An 18,673-nucleotide genomic window follows, 5' to 3' on the forward strand; every position below is an offset into this window, starting at 1 on the left:
TAAAATTATTATTTATGAAGAGTTTCTTTAAAAATGTTCTGGCAAATATAGTGGCTATAGCTATCTTATGTTGCCTGTTTTTCATCTTTTTTATTGTAATGATTGCCGTGGGTTCTGCAAGTGAGAGTTCTTCTGTAGAGGTGAAGAAAAACTCAGTACTGACCATTAATCTTAAAACTGAGATTATAGACAGCCCGACAGAAGTACAGAAAGATGTTTTTGCATTCAGCAATAAGAGCAAAGAGATTCTTATTTACGATGCTGTAGAGGCAATCAGGAAAGCAAAGGATGATAAAAACATTAAAGGTATCAGTATAGAAGCAGATGATCTTAATGCAGGTATTACGCAGATTGACGATTTGCGTACGGCCATATCTGATTTTAAAAAGAGCGGAAAATTTGTCTACGCTTACGGAAATACAGTTTCGCAGTCTTCGTACTATCTAGGTTCTGTGGCAGATCAGTATTTTCTTAACCCATCAGGTGGCATCGAGCTGAAAGGTCTGTCTACGGAGGTTACTTTCTTTAAAGAATTTGCTGAAAAGTACGGGATTGGAATTGAAGTAATACGTCACGGTAAGTTTAAATCTGCTGTTGAGCCGTTTATAGCTAATGAAATTTCACCTGAAAATAAGGAACAGCTCAGTACACTTTTGAATGATATCTGGAACAGTACTTCTTCTAAAATTGCAGTTTCAAGAAAAATTGAATTACCGCAGTTCAAAACTGTTGTAGATAGTTTGTACGGGATGATTCCTGAGGAAAGCGTAAAGTTTAAACTTGCTGACAAGCTAATTCAAAAAACAGAGTATGATCAGATGCTGAAGTCTAAGTTGAGTCTTAAAGAAAAAGATAAGCTGTCAAAAATTTCCCTCAGTAAATATGTGGATTCATTTAAAAATGAAGAAAAATCAGGTGATAGGGTAGCAGTACTTTATGCCTCAGGTTCTATCAACAGCGGTGATGAGTATAACGAGATTTATTCTGAAAAATATTTAAAATACATCAAAGACTTACAGAACGATAAGAAAGTAAAGGCAGTAGTTCTCAGAATTAATTCCCCTGGCGGTAGCGCTAATGCATCAGATGAGATTTTATTTGAACTTCAGCAGTTGAAAAAGAAAAAACCACTTATCGTTTCTTTCGGTGATTACGCGGCTTCGGGAGGTTACTATATTGCAATGGCCGCTGACAAAATTTATTCCCAACCGAATACTCTAACAGGTTCGATTGGTGTTTTCGGAGTTTTGCCTTACTTTAAAGAAATCGCCAATAAAAATGGAGTACGCTCAGATATTGTAGCGACCAATGCCAATTCAGCTTATTATTCATCATTAAATGGTTTAAGTCCGCACGGTGTTGCGATGATTACAAAAAGTGTTGAGGGTACTTACAAAAGATTTGTACATTTTGTAACTCAAAACAGAAAGAAATCTTTCGAACAGATTGATGCCGTTGGTGGCGGAAGAGTCTGGAGCGGAACAAGAGCCAAGGAAATCGGACTTGTGGATGAATTGGGATCTTTAAATGATGCCGTGAAATTTGCCGCAGCCAAAGCTAATCTTAAAGATTACAGAGTAAAATCATATCCTGAAGAGAAAACTGCTTTCGAGCAGATCTTTGATGGAATGAATGAAGACGATATTTCCGCAAGAGTACTGAAGAATAAAATCGGAAAATCAAACTATGAGATTCTGATGCAGCTTACAGATAAAAAGCTGAAATCTGAAGTGAAAATGGAAATGCCTTTCCAGATCAGAATAGACTAAATTATACTGTTCATAAAAAATCCGGCATCTGAATTTCAGATGCCGGATTTATTTTTTTATTGAATAGTAATTAACGTTTTCTGGTCAACATTTCGTAGATCCATATTACAATGATTGCTCCACCAATTGCAAGGAACCAACTTCTGAAATTCCAGAAAGAATCTACATCTCCCCAATGTAAAACGTAAACGCCGATTAAACCTCCTATGAAGGCACCAACGATTCCTAAAATGATAGTGATAAGCCATCCGCCGCCTTGTTTACCAGGCATGATCAGTTTAGCGATTGCTCCGGCTAAAAGCCCGAAGATAATCCAGGTAATGAATCCCATAAAATAATTTTTTAATGTTATTAATAGTGTTTGTTCAGAAAGATATCAATTATCTCTTCTTGAAAAATGAATCTACAAACTCTGTACCATTAAAAAGCTGAAGGTCGTGCATTTTCTCGCCGACGCCGATGTATTTTACAGGAATCTGAAACTGATCTGAAATTCCGATTACTACGCCTCCTTTTGCTGTTCCGTCTAATTTGGTGACTGCCAAAGCATTCACTTCTGTAGCAGCAGTAAACTGTTTTGCCTGCTCAAAAGCATTCTGACCTGTGGAACCGTCCAAAACCAATAAGATCTCGTGGGGTGCATCAGGAATTACTTTCTGCATCACCCTCTTAATTTTGGAAAGTTCGTTCATTAAATTGATTTTGTTATGAAGTCGCCCTGCCGTATCGATGATCACCACGTCTGCATCCTGAGCTACGGCACTCTGTACAGTGTCAAAAGCAACGGAAGCAGGATCTGATCCCATTTCCTGTTTTACGATCGGTACGCCCACTCTTTCACTCCAGATCACCAGTTGGTCTACTGCGGCAGCCCGGAAGGTATCTGCAGCACCCAGAACTACTTTTTTACCTTCAGATTTAAACTGATGTGCAAGTTTTCCAATCGTTGTAGTTTTTCCGACACCGTTTACACCCACGACCATGATAACATAAGGTTTTTTTGAGGTATCAATATTTCCTGTACCCTTATGTGGATTTTCCAGCAGAAGGCCGGATATTTCGTCACGTAAAATTTTGTCGAGCTCGCCAACACTTACGTATTTGTCTCTGGCAACACGTTCTTCAATTCTGCCGATGATTTTGATCGTAGTGGAAGCACCTACGTCTGAAGCGATAAGGATTTCCTCAAGATTATCGAGAACTTCATCATCAACTTTGCTTTTGCCGACAACGGCTTTCGTCATTTTTTCGAAAAAGCCCTGACTTGATTTTTCCAAACCTTTATCAAGAGTTTCTTTTTCTTCTTTTTTAAAAATATTTTTAAACCAGCTCATTTTTATGAATGCGGAATTTTAATTATGTCGGAAGCTAGATGTTGGAATCTTGATGTTTGCAAAATAAAATTTTATGTTTGTCGACATCCGGCACCCAACATCCAGCACCCAGCTTAGAAAAGCAAATATAACAAAAAAACTACCCGAAAACCGGATAGTTTTTGTATTTCGATAGACCGAAGTGATTATTTTTTCAAAAAACCGTCTACTTCGTCTGCGTTCATTACTTTCTCTTCGAAAACGTAAGCTCCTGATTTAGAAGACTTCACCATTTTCACCACTTTAGTCATTTTTTTAGACTGTCCGCTTTGTAGGGTTGCTACTACTTTCTTTGCCATGGTAAATTATATTTATAAATTACTTGATTTCTTTGTGAAGGGTAGATCTCTTAAGAACCGGATTGTATTTTTTCAATTCCAATCTTTCTGTAGTGTTCTTTTTGTTTTTTGTAGAAATGTATCTTGACATTCCTGGCATACCGCTTTCTTTGTGCTCTGTACATTCAAGAATTACTTGAACTCTGTTTCCTTTTTTTGCCATGATTTAGTTCTTTTTAATCAATCCTTCTCTGATGCCTCTTTCGATAGCCTCTTCAATTCCAATCTTGTTAATGATTCTCAATCCATGAGCTGAAACTTTCAGCGTAACGTGCTTGTCTTGCTCTGGAAGGTAAAATTTCTTTTCCAATAAGTTAATTTCAAAACGACGCTTCGTTTTGTTATTAGCGTGGGAAACGTTGTTACCAACCATTGCACGCTTTCCTGTTATCTGGCAAATTCTTGACATATCTCGATGTTCTTATTTGTATAATATTTGAGGTTGCAAAATAACGGATTATTTTTTAGACAGACAAATATTTTATAAAATTATTTATTAAATTTTTATCACAACTTTCTTTAAATCTTAGCCTAAGCCTTTTTAGAATCTATTTTTGTTTTAATCCAATTGAAAATTAAATAAAACAACAGAAACCCAAATGCAAACATGCAGATTCTTGAGATGAAATCTCCGGTTCGGGTATAAAATGTTTCGCCTTCATACAGTTTAATTTTCGCAAACAGTGCTGTTTTGTCGCCGTACAGAGTGTCTTCTTCAATCTCTCCCAAAGCATTGATATGCGCTGAAATTCCGCTGTTGGCAGCCCTTGCAATCTCTCTTCTTGTTTCAATGGAACGCATTCTCGCATAAGAAAGAAGCTGTCTGTGCCCTTCCGTAACGCCCCACCAGGAATCGTTGGTCATAATGGCGAAAAAGTTGGCGCCTTTTTTTACATAATCCGTTACAAATTCACCGTAAATGCTTTCGTAGCAGATGATCGGAGCCATTTTCCCTTTGTTATAAGGGTTCGAAAATGCGACCCTTTCTTTGTCTATTCCCAAAGAAGCAACTGTTCCGCCTAAATTAATCATTGCGTCTCCTAAAAGTGGCTTCAAATAACTCATATAGGGGAAAATTTCCACACCGGGAACAAGTTTTCCCTTGTGATAGACTTCTATTTTTTGGTTAGGAATAATCTGTACTGCTGAGTTGTAACTTTCAACCCAGGCTCCTGAACTGGTTTGGTAGGCTTCTTTCGGAAGATTTTCTGAATTTAAATAATATTTATGTGAAGAAATTCCTGATGCAAAAACAGATTTTGGATGTTTGGTTAAAAATGATTTTACAGTATTTAAAAGTTGACTCTTTTCAAAGGCGGTTTCAGAAATCGAACCCCGCCCGGGAATTGCGGTTTCAGGAGCAATATAATAATCGATTTTTGTGGTTGAATGTTCTTCGGCAAGACCTAAGAGTTCATTCTGAATGGTAATGCTGTCTTTCTGGTATTTTTCGTTGTACGGATCAAGTTCAGGCTGAAGCATTAAAACATTTACTTCACCGATTGGTTTTTCATCAAAATTATTATACTTAGAAATAGAAATAATCATCGGAACAGCGATCAGTAAAGCAATCACAGACGAATTAATGATTAAACTTTTTCTTTTACGGCCTGCCTGCCAGATTCTGATGGTATAGAAAATAAAAACATTGATAATCAGAATCCAGAAACTTCCTCCTGTGGCTCCAAGCGTATCATACCACTGTATTAATTTTGGATATTCTGAAAAAGAATTTCCTAAGTTCAACCACGGCCAGGTGAGTTCCCAGTTAAGGTGAAATTTCTCAAAACACATCCAGATGCTCACGAAAAATGCCAGCCCCCAATACGTTCCCTGCGCATTTTTATACCAGTGATAACATTGAAAAATGAGTGAATACAGTAATGAATTGATCAGAACCGGAAAAAGAACCGCCATCATTGAATGGCTTCCGTCAGGATTTTTTGAGCCGTAAAGCCAGCCTGTGGTCACTACGTTCCAGATGACAAAACAGATATAAGTTAATCCGAAAACCACCCAACTTTTTCTTCTGTAATTTGAAAATTTTGAAATATCGTGTTCCATCACCAAAAGTGGAACCAGAGCAATAAATATAAAGAAAGGAACGCCGTAAGTAGGCCATGAAACCGAGAGCAGCATCGCCGCAATAAGCGTGAGAAGTAAATGTTTCATTAAAAATATTTAATGCACAAATTTAGTCTTTTTGAAATGAATATCTTTGCCGCAGATGTTAAAGAAGTTTTATCAAATTACTATTTTTCCGTACACATTATTTCTGCTTTATCTGATGTTTTTTGGGATGGGCAGATTTCAGTTTGATGAAAATGTCATCAGGATCGAACCGGTATATTCTACGCTGAGCTTTATTGAAAATACGATCCGCTGGTGGGATATTGTGAGAATTGTTCTGGGAAATGTTCTGATGTTTATTCCTTTTGGTTTTCTGGGCTGGGTTTTCCCGAAGCTGAAGAACCTGAAAAGCCTGATGTACGCATTTATTTCTGCTATTTTTATCGTTGAAGGAATGCAGTATTTTACCCGTCTCGGAATTTTCGAGATTGATGATATTCTTTTAAACAGTTTCGGTGTTTTTGTCGGATTTCAGATTCGCAGGTTTATGGAAAAGAAATTTAACCGTTTAGTTCTTTAGCGCGTTTTTCAGCATTTAAAATTCCTTGCTTTAAAATTTCCTTTAAATCTTTTTCATTAAAAGTCTTCAAAGCAGCTTCGGTTGTTCCGCCTTTTGATGCAACGTCTTTGATGAGTTCTTCAAGATTTTTATCGGAATTATTAATAAGGTGATATGCGCCGAGCATGGTTTGCTTCACGAAAAGTTTAGATAAATTTTCATCAATTCCCATTTCGGTTCCCGCCTTGATCATGGCATCAACAATATAATAAAAATACGCCGGACCACTTCCTGAAAGGGCTGTAACACCATCCAGAAGCTCTTCATTTTCCAGATAAACTGATCTTCCAGTCGAGTTGAGGAATCTTTCAATATTAATTAACTTACTGAATGAAATGCCTTCTGCAGCAGTATAACCTGTGATTCCCATTCCTAAAAGTGTAGGCGAGTTGGGCATAGCTCTTACCACCATTTTATGGTTGAGTAATCTTTGGATTTTTTCGATTTTAATTCCTGCCATGATGGAAAGAACCATTTGGTTTTCATTTAAATTAAATTTAAAGTTCTCCGCTGCATGCTGGAAATCCTGAGGTTTTACGGCAATGATAATTAAATCTGCGTTTATTTCATCAACAGTTTCAAAAATGGAAATTTGAGACTTTGGAAATTCTTCTTTTATTTTGTTGATTTTATTTTGATTTCGGGTAATCAGATGAAGGTCTTCCGGTTTTATTAGTTCGTACTTTAAAAATGATTTTGAGAATGACAGACCCATATTTCCGGCTCCGATAATAGCAATTTTCATAGTTGTGTGTTTTTGTTTTAAACATAAAAACGCTTAGGTTTTCCAAGCGTTTTGTATAAGTAATGAGTAATTGGTAATGAGTAATAATAAAAATTTAGTTTTAAACTTCCATCTTCCCACTTCCGACTCAATTAAATTCTCTCAATATCAGCACCAATAGCTTTTAATCTGCCATCGATGTTTTCATAACCTCTGTCGATTTGCTCGATATTGTGGATGATTGATTTTCCTTCAGCAGAAAGTGCTGCAATAAGAAGTGCATTTCCGGCTCTGATATCTGGCGAAACCATGGTTGTTCCTCTCAACGGAGATTCCTGATTTAAACCGATAACTGTTGCTCGGTGAGGATCGCAAAGGATAATCTGAGCGCCCATATCGATTAATTTATCAACGAAAAACAGTCTCGATTCAAACATTTTCTGATGTACCAATAAACTTCCTTTTGCCTGAGTTGCCACCACCAGAATAATGGAAAGCAGATCCGGAGTAAAGCCCGGCCACGGCGCATCTGAAACCGTAAGAATAGATCCGTCGATAAATTTCTGAATTTTATAATGTTCCTGAGATGGAATGTAAATATCGTCACCGCTCTGTTCAAGCTGGATTCCTAATTTTCTGAATGTATTTGGAATAACGCCAAGTTGGTTCCAGTTAACATTTTTAATGGTGATTTCAGATTTCGTCATGGCTGCAAGACCAATCCACGAACCGATTTCCACCATATCCGGAAGCATTGTGTGCTCGGTTCCGTTCAGATGGGTTACTCCTTCAATCGTCAGTAAATTTGAACCGATACCTGCAATGTTGGCACCCATTCTGTTCAGCATTTTACAAAGCTGCTGAAGATAAGGTTCGCAAGCTGCGTTGTAAATTCTGGTTTTTCCTTTGGCTAAAGCCGCCGCCATCACAATATTTGCTGTTCCGGTTACAGAAGCTTCTTCCAGAAGAATGAATTTTCCGTTAAGTTCTTTTGCTTTTAATGAATAGAAATATTCTTCTTCATCGTAGTTAAATTCTGCACCAAGTTCCACTAAACCCTGAAAGTGCGTATCCAGTCTTCTTCTTCCGATTTTGTCACCGCCAGGAGTTGGCATATAAGCTTCACCATAACGGGCAAGCATTGGTCCCATCAGCATAATTGAACCTCTCAGTTTGGCACCGTCTTTTTTGAATTCGTTGGATTTAATATAATCAAAATTGACATTATCTGCCTTAAAAGTGTAATCACCGTGAGCATTTTTAGTGACTTTCACTCCGAAATCACCTAAAATCTCAATAAGTCTGTTTACATCATGAATGTCGGGAATGTTTTTGATTCTTACCTCTTCATCTGTTAATAAAACTGCACACAAAATTTGGAGCGCCTCATTTTTTGCCCCTTGTGGAGTGATTTCTCCCTGTAGTCTTTTTCCTCCTCTTATTTGAAAAGTCCCGCTCATTACCTTCTGTTCTTGTTATTATTGTTGTTTGTAAATCTTCTTTTGTTGACGTTAGTATTAGAATTCCCCTGATTTCTGTTATTATTCTTGTTAGCATTGCTTCTATTGGCAGTTGCGTAATAGATTTTGCTTTTTTCAAGAGATTCAATATTGGTTAAATCAAGTCTGTTTTTTGACAGTTCTTTTAAATGACGGAAAATCACATCATCCGTTACGTGCTCTTTGTTATAAACATTATAAGACTTCTTCATGTTGTTGGCAATCACTTCGATCAGGGCTTCTTTTTCGTCGCCTGGCTCCAGTTCTATTGCTTTTTCGATAAGCTGAAGAATGCTTTTTCCGTAAAATTTGAAATCTCCCTGAAGTTTAGGATATTCCATTCTCTGAGGTTTTTCCGCAAGATCTTCTCTTGTAGGAAAAGGGTAGGGAGAATCTGCATCCAGATTATAATCTGCCAGAATGTAAAGATGATCCCAAAGTTTATGTTTATAGTTTTCTTCGTCTCTTAAGTGAGGATTTCTCTGCCCCATAAAATCAATGATTGCCATTGCCATTTCGCTTCGTTCTTCTTTTGTAGGAAGCTCTTTGCAACGCTCAACCAACTGTTGTATGATTCTGCCATATTCCGGCAAAAGTAGCTGAGTTTTTTGGGTATTGTATTCCATAGTTTGCAAATATATGGATTAATAAAAAAAATGTTCAGAAAATCTTTAAAGTTTAAAAATATTTAATGATATTTTAAAGCATTTCAGACCTCGATGAATTTCTTTCGCTCATCCGGAGTCGGTAAAAAGCATTTCTGATTGCTGATCTTCATTCTGTTTCTTGAGATGACGTCATACAGACGGTCACTCAGAGAAGTAGGAAATATTTTTCCGATTAAACTTCCTATGCTGTAAAAGCCGCCCAGTAAGTCTAAAACTTTGATAATGGCTTTGGATTTTATTAAATAATAGGAACCAAATTTCCACAGATAAAGGGTATTGAACTGTTTTTTGTCTAAATTTCTCTCACCCAGAAATTTCTGCCCGAAATCTGACTGTAGGGAAGCAAACATAAACTGATTTTTTTTGTCCCGCTGTAAAATCCACTGTACCCAGAAATTGCACACACCGCAGTCTCCGTCAAAAAAAATAATGTGTTTGTTTTCCCAGTTTTCCACGGTTTAGTTGTTTTTAATTTTGGTGTGTTTGATTTGAAATTTAAAATAATCTGCGAGTTTTTTTCGCTCTTCATCAGATAGTTTTGCATCCTGATGCCCGATAAAGTAAGTATCTAAAGGCATTTTTTTCTTCTCAACCATTTCTGCAGCTTCTTCCATCTTGTGAATTTGTCTGGATGGCTCATACGTTGCGAAAGTGGAAAAATTCAGTTCTTTTCTCCCTTCGTTAATATGATTTTTCACAAACCATGATGAAGGTGCAATGCTCGAATACCATGGATATTTCGTCTCGTTGGAATGACAGTCATAGCACGATGTCCTGATTAATTTGGCAATCTCCGGTGGCGTGTCTTTTATTCGTAAAAAATCCATGCCCGGCTCCAATGGCGGATTGGTTTTATCGATCGGAAAAAACTGGATGATGATAAATCCTACCAGGACAATAACGAATATTTTTTTAAGCATAATGTTGGGTATTGAGAAGGTGAAATGTAAACTGCAATGTTCTTACCAATTTATTTGAAAACACAAATTAGTCATTTTATAAATTGGAATCAATCTAAATTTTATTTCTGAAACTTAAATTTTGGTTAAACTTTCAGATTCAGGAAGTTTTTTTATCTGTTTTTTATTAATTTTAAAAATGAGTTGGAAAAATTAAATAGTACAGAATGAAAAAAGTATTTTAATTTTAAAGAAATCTATACTACTTAAAACATCAGTAATAATTTTAAATGTAAATCACAGAATAATAGTTTTTATAAATCATAAATATTTTATCAATAGATTAAAATTATAATTTAAACACCTTAAATTTACATCAATACAAATATTAAAAATTTAAATATGGAAAACCAAAATGGAGACATCAGCAAATGCCCTTTTCACAACGGACAAATGAATCAGACCGTGGCAGGCGGTGGAACAGACAACCGCGACTGGTGGCCAAAACAGTTAAGGGTTGATATTTTGCGTCAGCACTCCAACCTCTCAGATCCTATGGATGAAAGTTTTGACTATGCTGAGGCTTTCAAATCTTTAGATTACCAGGATTTAAAAAATGATCTTCACGCTTTAATGACCGATTCTCAGGATTGGTGGCCTGCTGATTTCGGACATTACGGACCGCTTTTCGTGAGAATGGCGTGGCACAGTGCCGGAACTTACCGTGTTTTTGACGGTCGTGGCGGCGGAGCGAGAGGTCAGCAGAGATTTGCACCGCTCAACAGCTGGCCGGATAATGTAAGTTTAGATAAAGCAAGAAGGCTTTTGTGGCCAATCAAACAGAAATATGGAAATAAAATTTCGTGGGCAGATCTTTTGATTCTCACTGGAAACGTTGCGTTGGAATCGATGGGTTTCAAAACTTTCGGTTTTGCCGGGGGTAGGGAAGATGTCTGGGAAGCTGATCAGGATGTATATTGGGGTTCTGAACACACTTGGCTGGGAAATGAGGAGCGATATTCTGACGGAAAGCCGGGTCTGGATGCTCACGGCGTAGTTTCTTCCGACGAAGATGCTACCGGCGGAACTCACAGCCGGGATCTTGAAAAACCTTTGGCAGCGGCTCACATGGGACTGATTTATGTGAATCCTGAAGGTCCGGACGGAAATCCCGATCCGATTGCTGCTGCAAAAGACATCAGGGATACCTTTGGCAGAATGGCAATGAATGATGAGGAAACCGTCGCTTTGATTGCCGGCGGACACACTTTTGGAAAAACCCATGGTGCAGGTCCGTCAGACCACGTCGGAAAAGAACCTGAGGCAGCAGATTTGGCATCTCAGGGTTTTGGCTGGGAAAGTTCTTTCAATACCGGAAAAGGAAAAGATACCATCACCAGCGGACTTGAAGTGACCTGGACAGAAACGCCGACGAAATGGAGCAATCATTTCTTTAAAAATTTATTTGAAAATGAATGGGAACTTACAAAAAGTCCGGCAGGTGCTCATCAATGGGTTGCGAAAGGAGGAGCGGAGATTATTCCTGACGCTTTTGATGCCAGTAAAAAACACAGACCAACTATGCTGACTACGGATTTGTCTTTAAGACTTGATCCGGCATACGAGAAAATTTCAAGAAGGTTTTTTGAAAATCCTGACGAGTTTGCAGACGCTTTTGCGAGAGCATGGTTTAAGTTGACTCACAGAGATATGGGTCCTAAGGCAAGGTATTTAGGTTCGGAAGTTCCGTCAGAAGAGCTGATCTGGCAGGACCCGCTTCCTGAAGTTGATCATGAATTGATTGGTGAAAATGATATTCAGAATCTGAAATCTGAAATTTTTAATTCAGGCTTATCTGTTTCCGAATTGGTTTCGACTGCATGGGCATCTGCTTCTACTTTCAGAGGAAGTGATAAACGGGGCGGAGCCAATGGCGCGAGAATACGTCTGGCTCCGCAGAAATATTGGGCCGTAAACAATCCTTCACAGCTTCAGAAGGTTCTTGATGTGCTTGAAAATATTCAGAAAAAATTCAATGAATCTCAATCCGGCAATAAAAAAGTTTCACTGGCCGATCTAATCGTTCTGGCTGGTAATACAGGAATTGAAAAAGCAGCGTCAAACGGCGGTTTTGAGATTTCAGTAAAATTCAATGCAGGACGAACGGATGCTTCTCAGGATCAGACTGACATTGAATCTGTGGGATATCTTGAGCCTTTGGCCGATGGTTTCAGAAATTACAGAAAAGGAAATAAAAATGTTTCAACAGAATCTCTTTTAATTGATAAAGCGCAGCTTTTAACCCTTACAGCTCCGGAAATGACGGTTCTGCTGGGAGGTTTGAGAGTTTTAAATGCTAATTTTGACGGTTCAAACCATGGAGTCTTCACTCAGAATCAGGAAACTTTAAGTAATGATTTCTTCGTGAATCTTCTTGATATGCACACGCAGTGGAAGGCAACGTCGCAGGACAGAGAGTTGTATGAGGGCAGCGACCGTAATTCAAATGAGAAAAAATGGACGGCGACCCGCTCAGACCTGGTTTTCGGTTCAAATGCTGAATTAAGAGCCATTGCAGAAGTGTATGCTTCTTCAGATGCCAGAGAAAAGTTCGCAAAAGACTTTGTAAAAGTATGGGAGAAAGTAATGGAACTGGATAGATTTGATTTAAAATAATTCATTTACATTTAAAATAAAGCCACTGAAATTTTGTTTCGGTGGCTTTGTGTTTATAATGGCATTTTGGTTTATTATTGAAATAGGACAAACTTCTTTACATGAATGTTTTTGAAAGGAAACGGTCTTTTTAAGCCGCCGGATTTTTTCTGAAAATCAAAAACTTTCAAAACAAAACACAAAATAATCCGTTTAATTCTTAAATTTGGCTAATGCAAAAAAATATTTATCTCATAGCGCTGTTGTTTTCTTTGGTAAGTTGCTACACTTATCAGGTTAAAAAACCTGTTGAGTTGCCAGTACAAGGCGATGAGCAGGCAAAAAGACGTGCTGCGAATTCTGAAGCTACACCTGTTCAAATGGCGGATGGAACAGCTGAAATGCAGGCACAGAAACAGCAGCCTGGCTCAGCTCCTGCGCAACCATTACCGGTAAATATTCAGGAAAAACTAGCGGTAGGTAAAAATTACAGAATCAATGTTGGTGGAAGTTCATACAAAATTATTGTAGATAAATGGCAAGGTGACAGTTTGGTTGCACATCCTGTGAAAAGACCTGAAACCATCCTCAAATTCCATAAAAATCAGATTGACAGTGAGAATATTGCAGAAAAACGTTTTTCACAACCCATCGCTGACATAATTACTGTTGTAGCTTACGTTGGGATTGGTGTGGGGATTTATGCATTTATTAAAGGAATGTAAAACTAATTCCAGATTCCGTTCACTTTTCATGTGAGATTTAAAAGAATTTCGATTAAAGGAATGTAAAACTAATTCCAGATTCCGTTCATCTCGGTTAAAATCATAGGTTTTCCATCGGTAATCAAAATGGTGTGTTCGTGCTGAGCCATGTAGCCACCACGGTTTCCAACCATCGTCCAGCCATCATTCAGTTCCACGGCAATACTTGAATCGGTCGAGATAAATGTTTCAATAGCAACAACTGAATTTTTCTTAAATCTTCTGTTGTCGAAACGGTTTTTGTAGTTCAAAAGTTCATCCGGTTCTTCGTGAAGACTTCTTCCAACGCCATGACCGCCGAGGTTTTTAATAACTTTGTATCCTCTCTTTTTAGCTTCAGTTTCCATCAGGTGTCCGATGTCGGCAATTTTTTTTCCTCCACTGATGTTGCTGATGGTTTTTTCTAAAATTTCCTTGGAGGCATCCACCAGTTTTTGGTGTTGATGAATGTCTTTTCCAACCACAAAAGAACTTCCGTTATCTGCCCAAAACCCATTGAGTTCGGCTGAAACATCAATGTTGATGAGGTCACCATCCTGCAAAATTCTGTTTTCAGAGGGAATTCCGTGGCAAAATTCGTTGTCGACACTGATGCAGGTAAATCCCGGAAAACCATAAGTTACATAGGGTGCCGATTTTGCGCCATATTCTGAGAGGATTTTAGCTCCGTAATCATCAAGATCCTTTGTGCTCATGCCTGGTTTAGCGTAATCAACCATTGCTTTCAATGTTAATGCAACAGCTTTGCTTACATTTTGCATTCCGGCGAGTTCGTTTTCGTTGGTGATTGACATAGTGATGTATTTGAAATACAAAGTTAGAAAATAAATAAACAAGGTGTAAACGCAAGATTGCAGGAAACTCTGATAAAAAACAAAACCATCCTGTAAAAAGGATGGTTTGTAGACCCACAGGGATTCGAACCCCGACTGACGGTACCAAAAACCGGAGTGCTACCGTTACACTATAGGTCTTTATCTGACTGCGAAATTATATAATTTATTTCAAAAATAAAAATTTCATTTAAAAATTTTACGTCTGATCTTCTTTAAATATTGAAAAACAGAGATTTAATTTTTATGGATTTAAATGAAATATTCTTTAAAATTAATCTTAGAATCGAGACCGGAAATTTTTTAAACATCATTCTTAGTTAAAATTAGCTTATCTTTGCAAAAAATTGAGCTCCAAAAGTTGGAGTAACTCATTGATAATCTTGTCCTATCGCTTTGCCGAAGGATTATTAAACATTTTTTATGTCAAATATTGTTGCTATTGTTGGGCGTCCCAACGTAGGAAAATCCACGTTATTTAATCGTTTTTTAGAAAGAAGAGAGGCTATTGTAGACTCTACTTCAGGGGTAACCAGAGACCGTCACTACGGTAAATCGGATTGGAATGGTGTAGAATTCACTGTAATCGACACCGGCGGTTACGATGTGAATAACGATGACGTGTTTCAGGAAGAAATTTCAAAACAGGTTCAGCTTGCAATTGATGAAGCTACTTCGATTATTTTTATGTTGAATGTGGAGGAAGGTCTTACAGACACGGATTACGAAATCCACGAAATGCTCAGAAGATCAAACAAACCGACTTATATCGTCATCAACAAAGTAGATTCTGCGAAAGAAGAAGTTGCAGCAACAGAATTTTACCAGTTAGGCATCGATAAATATTATACTTTATCTTCTGCTACAGGATCAGGCACAGGAGAAATTCTGGATGATATTGTAAGAGATTTCCCAACGACAGATTATAAAGATCCATTCGAAGGGTTGCCAAAAATTACTATTGCCGGCCGTCCGAATGTTGGAAAATCTACCATGACCAACGCTTTGCTTGATGTAGAAAGAAATATCGTAACTGACGTTGCAGGAACTACAAGAGACAGTATTCAGACTCTTTACAATAAATTCGGACATGAGTTTGTGTTGGTAGATACTGCCGGAATGCGTCGTAAATCTAAAGTAAATGAAGATCTGGAGTTCTATTCTGTAATGAGATCTATCCGTTCGATTGAATATTCTGACGTTGTCATCATCATGGTTGATGCTACTTTAGGATGGGAATCTCAGGATATGAACATTTTCGGTTTGGCTCAGAAAAACAGAAAAGGAATCGTAATCGTTGTCAACAAATGGGATTTGGTTGAAGACAAAAACACAAACACCGTAAGGGATTTCGAAAAAGCGATCAGAGATAAAATCGGTCAGTTCAGCGATATTCCAATTTTGTTTGTTTCGGCTTTAACGAAGCAGAGAATTTTGAAGACTGTTGAAATGGCAATGATTGTTTACGAAGACCGTAAAAAGAAAATTAAAACTTCAAAATTAAACGAAGTAATGCTTCCGATTTTTGAAGCAATGCCGCCACCTGCAAACAAAGGGAAGTACATCAAGATCAAATACTGTGTACAGCTTCCTACGCCGTCGCCGCAGTTTGTATTTTTCTGTAACCTGCCACAATATGTGAAGGAGCCTTACAAGAGATTTACTGAAAATCAATTGAGAAAACAATTCGGGTTTACCGGAGTTCCGATTGAAGTGTATTTCAGACAGAAATAAATTAATTTGAAAATTTGGAAATGAGTTAATTTGAAAATTAATTCATTATTTTGCATGAAACGAAATTCGTTATCTCATTTTCAAATTTTTTATTTTCAAATTAAAACTATGACAGTAATCCTTTCACAACAGTTTTCTTTAGTCAATTCGTGGATCAACGAACTTCGAAACGTCGATGTTCAGCACGACCGGATGAGATTCCGCAGAAACATGGAAAGAATCGGGGAAATTGCAGCTTACGAAATTTCTAAAGATTTAGAAACGAAGGAAGTTGAAATTCAGACTCCTTTAGATCAACTTAGAGTGAAAGAAATTGCCGTACAACCTGTCATTACAACCATTTTAAGAGCAGGAGTTCCTTTATTTGAAGGTATTTTAAACTATTTTGACAAAGCCGATTGCGGTTTCGTGGCAGCTTACAGAAAACACGACGCCAACGATTATTTTTCAATCAAACAGGATTATTTAACCTGCCCGAATATCGACGGAAGACCATTGATCGTTGCTGATCCGATGTTGGCGACTGGTGCTTCTCTCATCGAAGCCATCAAGGATTTATTAACCAACGGAACGCCGACACAACTTCATATCGTTGCAGCTATCGCTTCAAGACAAGGTGTTGAAACCATAGAAAAAGCATATCCAGACGCCAAAATCTGGGTTGGAGCAATTGATGAAAATCTGACTTCAAAAGGATACATCACACCGGGCTTAGGCGACGCCGGAGATTTAAGCTATGGCGAAAAGTTGCAGAGATAATAACAGTTCAATACAGCTATTACAGCAAATTACTTATTATCTATCACTCATTACCCATATTTATTCGTCCATTGCCATCACCAGAACACTGATTTTATTTTGTCCGGCTTTCAGAATTTCCCACGCAACAGTTGCTAAAGTATTTCCGGTAGTAAAAACATCATCAATCAGCAAAATATGTTGATTTGAAATTGGTCTTGTAATAGAAAAAGTATTTAGAGTTTCAAGACGGTGTTGTTTGTCTTTCAAAGCCTGAGCTTTTGAATAATGATTTCTTTTGATTAAATCATGGCTGAACGGAATTTTATAAAACTTCGACAGCGTTTCTGTAAACAAATGCAGTTGGTTGTAACCTCGTTCCTTTAGTTTTTTCGGATGCAGCGGAACGGAAACCAATAAATCCGGCTTTCCTTTAAATTCCAGACTGTCAATGAGCCATTCAGCTAAAACTTTTCCGGCATTTTCGCGGCTTTTGTATTTCAGTTCATGGATTATTTTTCGGCTTAAATTTTCCTTTTCAAACTGCATCAGCGAAAAAGCATTTTCAACAGGGAAGAGGAGTTTGCACTTTTCTTTCAGATTATTTTCAGAATGATAATCAAAATGAGTGAAGTGAATCTGCTCAAAACAAAGATTGCAAACCAGTAAATTGCCGTCGATAATTCGGTTGCAGTGAATGCAGCGGTTCGGGAAAAGAACATCCAGGATCATTTGTGTGTTTTATGAAACCAAAATAATAATTTTCTCCGAAAGATGAAATACCTGAAGTGAAATTTTCAGGTTAATTTTAAAAAAAATAAAATCAATATCTTTGAGTATGGGTTTGATTTTTGAAAAGAAAATAAAGATTACAGAAGAGCATATTGATCTCAATAATCACGTCAACAACGTGCAGTATGTGAAATGGGTTGAGGAAGTTGCAGGGGAACATTGGGACACGGTGAAAGATCATTTAGGTTTTCCTTTTGACATTTGGATGCTTTTAGATCATCACATTCAGTATAAAAAACAGGTTTATCTGGGAGATGTAATCACGATCAGAACCTATCCTAAACCACCTGAAGGAATCCGTCAGCCAAGGAAAGTGGAATTTTACTGCAATGATATTCTGGTAGTAGATTCTCTGACACTCTGGGTTTTTATTGACCGGGAAACGCAAAAAGTAAAAAGACTCGATGCCGGCTGGCTCGAATTACTGTAATTTTTAATAAATATCACTACTTTCGCGTATCTAATAAACTCCATGGAAACTAAATTTACAGAGAATCAATTTGAAGAATTCGAAAAATACGAAGCGCTTTCCAATCAGGATGTTTTTACAAAAATCTGGACTCAGCCAAGAAAGGTTTTTAAATTTATAAATGACACCCAATACGAAAAGTATTTCTATATTGTGCTTTTCTTTGCAGGTGTTGTACGCGCTTTAGACCGTGCTTCTACAAAAAATACTGGTGATGATTCTTCTCTTTTCTTCATTCTTTTTTTCGGTGTGGTATTCGGTGGAGCGTTTGGCTGGATTTCCTATTTCATTTATGCTGCACTGACGAGCTGGACAGGAAAATGGCTGGATGGTGCCGGCAATACTACATCCATTTTCAGAATGATGGCGTATGCATTGTTGCCTTCCACTTTAGCATTGGTTTTTATCATTCCGCAAATTGCAATATTCGGAGTTGATGTTTTCAGGGATGTTGAGTATGATACTGCAACTGCTTTCGGAGACATTGTTTTCTGGATATCAGTATTCTGTGAAGTGGTGCTTTCCCTTACAACGCTTGTTTTTATGGTGATCGGACTTTCGGAAGTACAGAAATTTTCGGTTTGGAAAGCTGTTCTCAATCTGATCCTGCCCATTTGTGTTATTGTGGTTCCTTTTCTTTTGTTGGCTGCGCTGTTTTATGCATTCTCTTAATTAGGAGGAATAAATTTTAAAGTCAGGATAAGGTCATTCATTTAAATTTTGAATTTC

Annotated in this window: 21 protein-coding genes and 1 tRNA gene; 8 read left to right on the top strand and 14 right to left on the bottom strand. The window is 37.6% G+C overall.

Annotated elements, in window-relative coordinates:
• Positions 1-14: 14 nt before the first annotated feature.
• Complete coding sequence (gene sppA, locus ASG21_RS18840) at positions 15-1,769, top strand: signal peptide peptidase SppA (RefSeq protein WP_056084478.1); 1,755 nt, start codon at positions 15-17, stop codon at positions 1,767-1,769.
• Positions 1,770-1,839: 70 nt separating this feature from the next.
• Here sppA and ASG21_RS18845 read toward each other — a convergent pair whose 3' ends face one another.
• From ASG21_RS18845 to lnt, 6 genes are all read right to left on the bottom strand, one after another.
• Positions 1,840-2,100 (bottom strand): GlsB/YeaQ/YmgE family stress response membrane protein, encoded by a 261-nt coding sequence (locus tag ASG21_RS18845; protein WP_056084481.1) that lies wholly within the window; start codon positions 2,098-2,100, stop codon positions 1,840-1,842.
• A 49-nt stretch (positions 2,101-2,149) separates the two neighbouring features.
• Entirely contained in the window at positions 2,150-3,103 is a 954-nt protein-coding gene (gene ftsY / locus ASG21_RS18850) for a signal recognition particle-docking protein FtsY (protein WP_056084484.1), read from the bottom strand.
• Between the two features lie 185 nt (positions 3,104-3,288).
• A complete protein-coding gene (locus ASG21_RS19970) occupies positions 3,289-3,441 on the bottom strand; it encodes a DUF4295 domain-containing protein (protein ID WP_065399141.1) in 153 nt (50 codons plus the stop codon).
• Positions 3,442-3,460: 19 nt separating this feature from the next.
• Positions 3,461-3,643, bottom strand: coding sequence for a 50S ribosomal protein L33 (gene rpmG / locus ASG21_RS18855; protein WP_027373683.1), 183 nt, complete (start codon positions 3,641-3,643; stop codon positions 3,461-3,463).
• Between the two features lie 3 nt (positions 3,644-3,646).
• Complete coding sequence (gene rpmB / locus ASG21_RS18860; protein ID WP_034760742.1) at positions 3,647-3,889, bottom strand: 50S ribosomal protein L28; 243 nt, start codon at positions 3,887-3,889, stop codon at positions 3,647-3,649.
• A 122-nt stretch (positions 3,890-4,011) separates the two neighbouring features.
• Positions 4,012-5,652 carry an apolipoprotein N-acyltransferase gene (gene lnt / locus ASG21_RS18865; protein WP_056084487.1) on the bottom strand — a complete coding sequence of 547 codons (1,641 nt, stop codon included), beginning with the start codon at positions 5,650-5,652 and terminating at the stop codon, positions 4,012-4,014.
• 55 nt (positions 5,653-5,707) lie between these two features.
• Between lnt and ASG21_RS18870 the strand changes: the two genes are divergently transcribed.
• Positions 5,708-6,130: a VanZ family protein gene (locus ASG21_RS18870; protein ID WP_056084490.1), complete on the top strand. Its 423-nt coding sequence runs from the start codon at positions 5,708-5,710 to the stop codon at positions 6,128-6,130.
• On the opposite strand, the gene proC is transcribed toward ASG21_RS18870, so the two are convergent.
• The 5 genes from proC to ASG21_RS18895 all read right to left on the bottom strand — a co-directional run bounded on the left by proC (position 6,111) and on the right by ASG21_RS18895 (position 9,980).
• Positions 6,111-6,914 (bottom strand): pyrroline-5-carboxylate reductase, encoded by an 804-nt coding sequence (gene proC / locus ASG21_RS18875; protein ID WP_056084492.1) that lies wholly within the window; start codon positions 6,912-6,914, stop codon positions 6,111-6,113. The genes ASG21_RS18870 and proC overlap by 20 nt on opposite strands.
• Positions 6,915-7,045: 131 nt before the next feature.
• Complete coding sequence (murA, locus tag ASG21_RS18880; RefSeq protein WP_056084495.1) at positions 7,046-8,353, bottom strand: UDP-N-acetylglucosamine 1-carboxyvinyltransferase; 1,308 nt, start codon at positions 8,351-8,353, stop codon at positions 7,046-7,048.
• The gene (locus ASG21_RS18885; protein ID WP_056084498.1) at positions 8,353-9,018 is read right to left on the bottom strand and encodes a DUF4290 domain-containing protein; all 666 of its coding nucleotides are present in this window, start codon (positions 9,016-9,018) and stop codon (positions 8,353-8,355) included. The genes murA and ASG21_RS18885 overlap by 1 nt, the downstream gene beginning before the upstream one ends.
• Before the next feature lie 83 nt (positions 9,019-9,101).
• The gene (locus ASG21_RS18890) at positions 9,102-9,515 is read right to left on the bottom strand and encodes a DUF393 domain-containing protein (protein ID WP_056084501.1); all 414 of its coding nucleotides are present in this window, start codon (positions 9,513-9,515) and stop codon (positions 9,102-9,104) included.
• Between the two features lie 3 nt (positions 9,516-9,518).
• Complete coding sequence (locus ASG21_RS18895; RefSeq protein ID WP_056084502.1) at positions 9,519-9,980, bottom strand: heme-binding domain-containing protein; 462 nt, start codon at positions 9,978-9,980, stop codon at positions 9,519-9,521.
• 381 nt (positions 9,981-10,361) lie between these two features.
• On the opposite strand from ASG21_RS18895, the gene katG reads away from it, so the two are divergent.
• The gene (gene katG / locus ASG21_RS18900) at positions 10,362-12,635 is read left to right on the top strand and encodes a catalase/peroxidase HPI (protein WP_056084506.1); all 2,274 of its coding nucleotides are present in this window, start codon (positions 10,362-10,364) and stop codon (positions 12,633-12,635) included.
• A gap of 212 nt (positions 12,636-12,847) precedes the next feature.
• Positions 12,848-13,339: a hypothetical protein gene (locus ASG21_RS18905; RefSeq protein ID WP_056084508.1), complete on the top strand. Its 492-nt coding sequence runs from the start codon at positions 12,848-12,850 to the stop codon at positions 13,337-13,339.
• 68 nt (positions 13,340-13,407) lie between these two features.
• Here ASG21_RS18905 and map read toward each other — a convergent pair whose 3' ends face one another.
• On the bottom strand, positions 13,408-14,172 hold the full coding sequence (gene map / locus ASG21_RS18910; protein WP_056084511.1) for a type I methionyl aminopeptidase: 765 nt from the start codon (positions 14,170-14,172) through the stop codon (positions 13,408-13,410).
• Positions 14,173-14,281: 109 nt separating this feature from the next.
• Positions 14,282-14,352 (bottom strand) — tRNA-Gln (locus ASG21_RS18915).
• 282 nt (positions 14,353-14,634) lie between these two features.
• On the opposite strand from ASG21_RS18915, the gene der reads away from it, so the two are divergent.
• Both der and upp read left to right on the top strand, forming a co-directional pair.
• Complete coding sequence (gene der / locus ASG21_RS18920; RefSeq protein WP_056084514.1) at positions 14,635-15,945, top strand: ribosome biogenesis GTPase Der; 1,311 nt, start codon at positions 14,635-14,637, stop codon at positions 15,943-15,945.
• 108 nt (positions 15,946-16,053) lie between these two features.
• Positions 16,054-16,704, top strand: a complete 651-nt coding sequence (gene upp / locus ASG21_RS18925) for a uracil phosphoribosyltransferase (RefSeq protein WP_056084787.1) — start codon at positions 16,054-16,056, stop codon at positions 16,702-16,704.
• 60 nt (positions 16,705-16,764) lie between these two features.
• On the opposite strand, the gene ASG21_RS18930 is transcribed toward upp, so the two are convergent.
• On the bottom strand, positions 16,765-17,415 hold the full coding sequence (locus ASG21_RS18930) for a double zinc ribbon domain-containing protein (RefSeq protein ID WP_056084516.1): 651 nt from the start codon (positions 17,413-17,415) through the stop codon (positions 16,765-16,767).
• Positions 17,416-17,521: 106 nt separating this feature from the next.
• On the opposite strand from ASG21_RS18930, the gene ASG21_RS18935 reads away from it, so the two are divergent.
• Together ASG21_RS18935 and ASG21_RS18940 are read left to right on the top strand one after the other, a co-directional pair.
• Positions 17,522-17,905, top strand: coding sequence for a thioesterase family protein (locus tag ASG21_RS18935; RefSeq protein WP_056084519.1), 384 nt, complete (start codon positions 17,522-17,524; stop codon positions 17,903-17,905).
• A gap of 42 nt (positions 17,906-17,947) precedes the next feature.
• Positions 17,948-18,616, top strand: coding sequence for a Yip1 family protein (locus ASG21_RS18940; protein ID WP_056084523.1), 669 nt, complete (start codon positions 17,948-17,950; stop codon positions 18,614-18,616).
• Positions 18,617-18,673: the final 57 nt, after the last annotated feature.

Source organism: Chryseobacterium sp. Leaf394 (assembly GCF_001424105.1).
GTDB lineage: Bacteria > Bacteroidota > Bacteroidia > Flavobacteriales > Weeksellaceae > Chryseobacterium.

Bases quoted from the DNA above. Each gene is read 5' to 3' on its own strand.
- sppA (WP_056084478.1), top strand. From the start codon at position 15: ATGAAGAGTTTCTTTAAAAATGTTCTGGCAAATATAGTGGCTATAGCT.
- ASG21_RS18845 (WP_056084481.1), bottom strand. From the start codon at position 2,100: ATGGGATTCATTACCTGGATTATCTTCGGGCTTTTAGCCGGAGCAATC.
- ftsY (WP_056084484.1), bottom strand. From the start codon at position 3,103: ATGAGCTGGTTTAAAAATATTTTTAAAAAAGAAGAAAAAGAAACTCTT.
- ASG21_RS19970 (WP_065399141.1), bottom strand. From the start codon at position 3,441: ATGGCAAAGAAAGTAGTAGCAACCCTACAAAGCGGACAGTCTAAAAAA.
- rpmG (WP_027373683.1), bottom strand. From the start codon at position 3,643: ATGGCAAAAAAAGGAAACAGAGTTCAAGTAATTCTTGAATGTACAGAG.
- rpmB (WP_034760742.1), bottom strand. From the start codon at position 3,889: ATGTCAAGAATTTGCCAGATAACAGGAAAGCGTGCAATGGTTGGTAAC.
- lnt (WP_056084487.1), bottom strand. From the start codon at position 5,652: ATGAAACATTTACTTCTCACGCTTATTGCGGCGATGCTGCTCTCGGTT.
- ASG21_RS18870 (WP_056084490.1), top strand. From the start codon at position 5,708: ATGTTAAAGAAGTTTTATCAAATTACTATTTTTCCGTACACATTATTT.
- proC (WP_056084492.1), bottom strand. From the start codon at position 6,914: ATGAAAATTGCTATTATCGGAGCCGGAAATATGGGTCTGTCATTCTCA.
- murA (WP_056084495.1), bottom strand. From the start codon at position 8,353: ATGAGCGGGACTTTTCAAATAAGAGGAGGAAAAAGACTACAGGGAGAA.
- ASG21_RS18885 (WP_056084498.1), bottom strand. From the start codon at position 9,018: ATGGAATACAATACCCAAAAAACTCAGCTACTTTTGCCGGAATATGGC.
- ASG21_RS18895 (WP_056084502.1), bottom strand. From the start codon at position 9,980: ATGCTTAAAAAAATATTCGTTATTGTCCTGGTAGGATTTATCATCATC.
- katG (WP_056084506.1), top strand. From the start codon at position 10,362: ATGGAAAACCAAAATGGAGACATCAGCAAATGCCCTTTTCACAACGGA.
- ASG21_RS18905 (WP_056084508.1), top strand. From the start codon at position 12,848: ATGCAAAAAAATATTTATCTCATAGCGCTGTTGTTTTCTTTGGTAAGT.
- map (WP_056084511.1), bottom strand. From the start codon at position 14,172: ATGTCAATCACCAACGAAAACGAACTCGCCGGAATGCAAAATGTAAGC.
- der (WP_056084514.1), top strand. From the start codon at position 14,635: ATGTCAAATATTGTTGCTATTGTTGGGCGTCCCAACGTAGGAAAATCC.
- upp (WP_056084787.1), top strand. From the start codon at position 16,054: ATGACAGTAATCCTTTCACAACAGTTTTCTTTAGTCAATTCGTGGATC.
- ASG21_RS18930 (WP_056084516.1), bottom strand. From the start codon at position 17,415: ATGATCCTGGATGTTCTTTTCCCGAACCGCTGCATTCACTGCAACCGA.
- ASG21_RS18935 (WP_056084519.1), top strand. From the start codon at position 17,522: ATGGGTTTGATTTTTGAAAAGAAAATAAAGATTACAGAAGAGCATATT.
- ASG21_RS18940 (WP_056084523.1), top strand. From the start codon at position 17,948: ATGGAAACTAAATTTACAGAGAATCAATTTGAAGAATTCGAAAAATAC.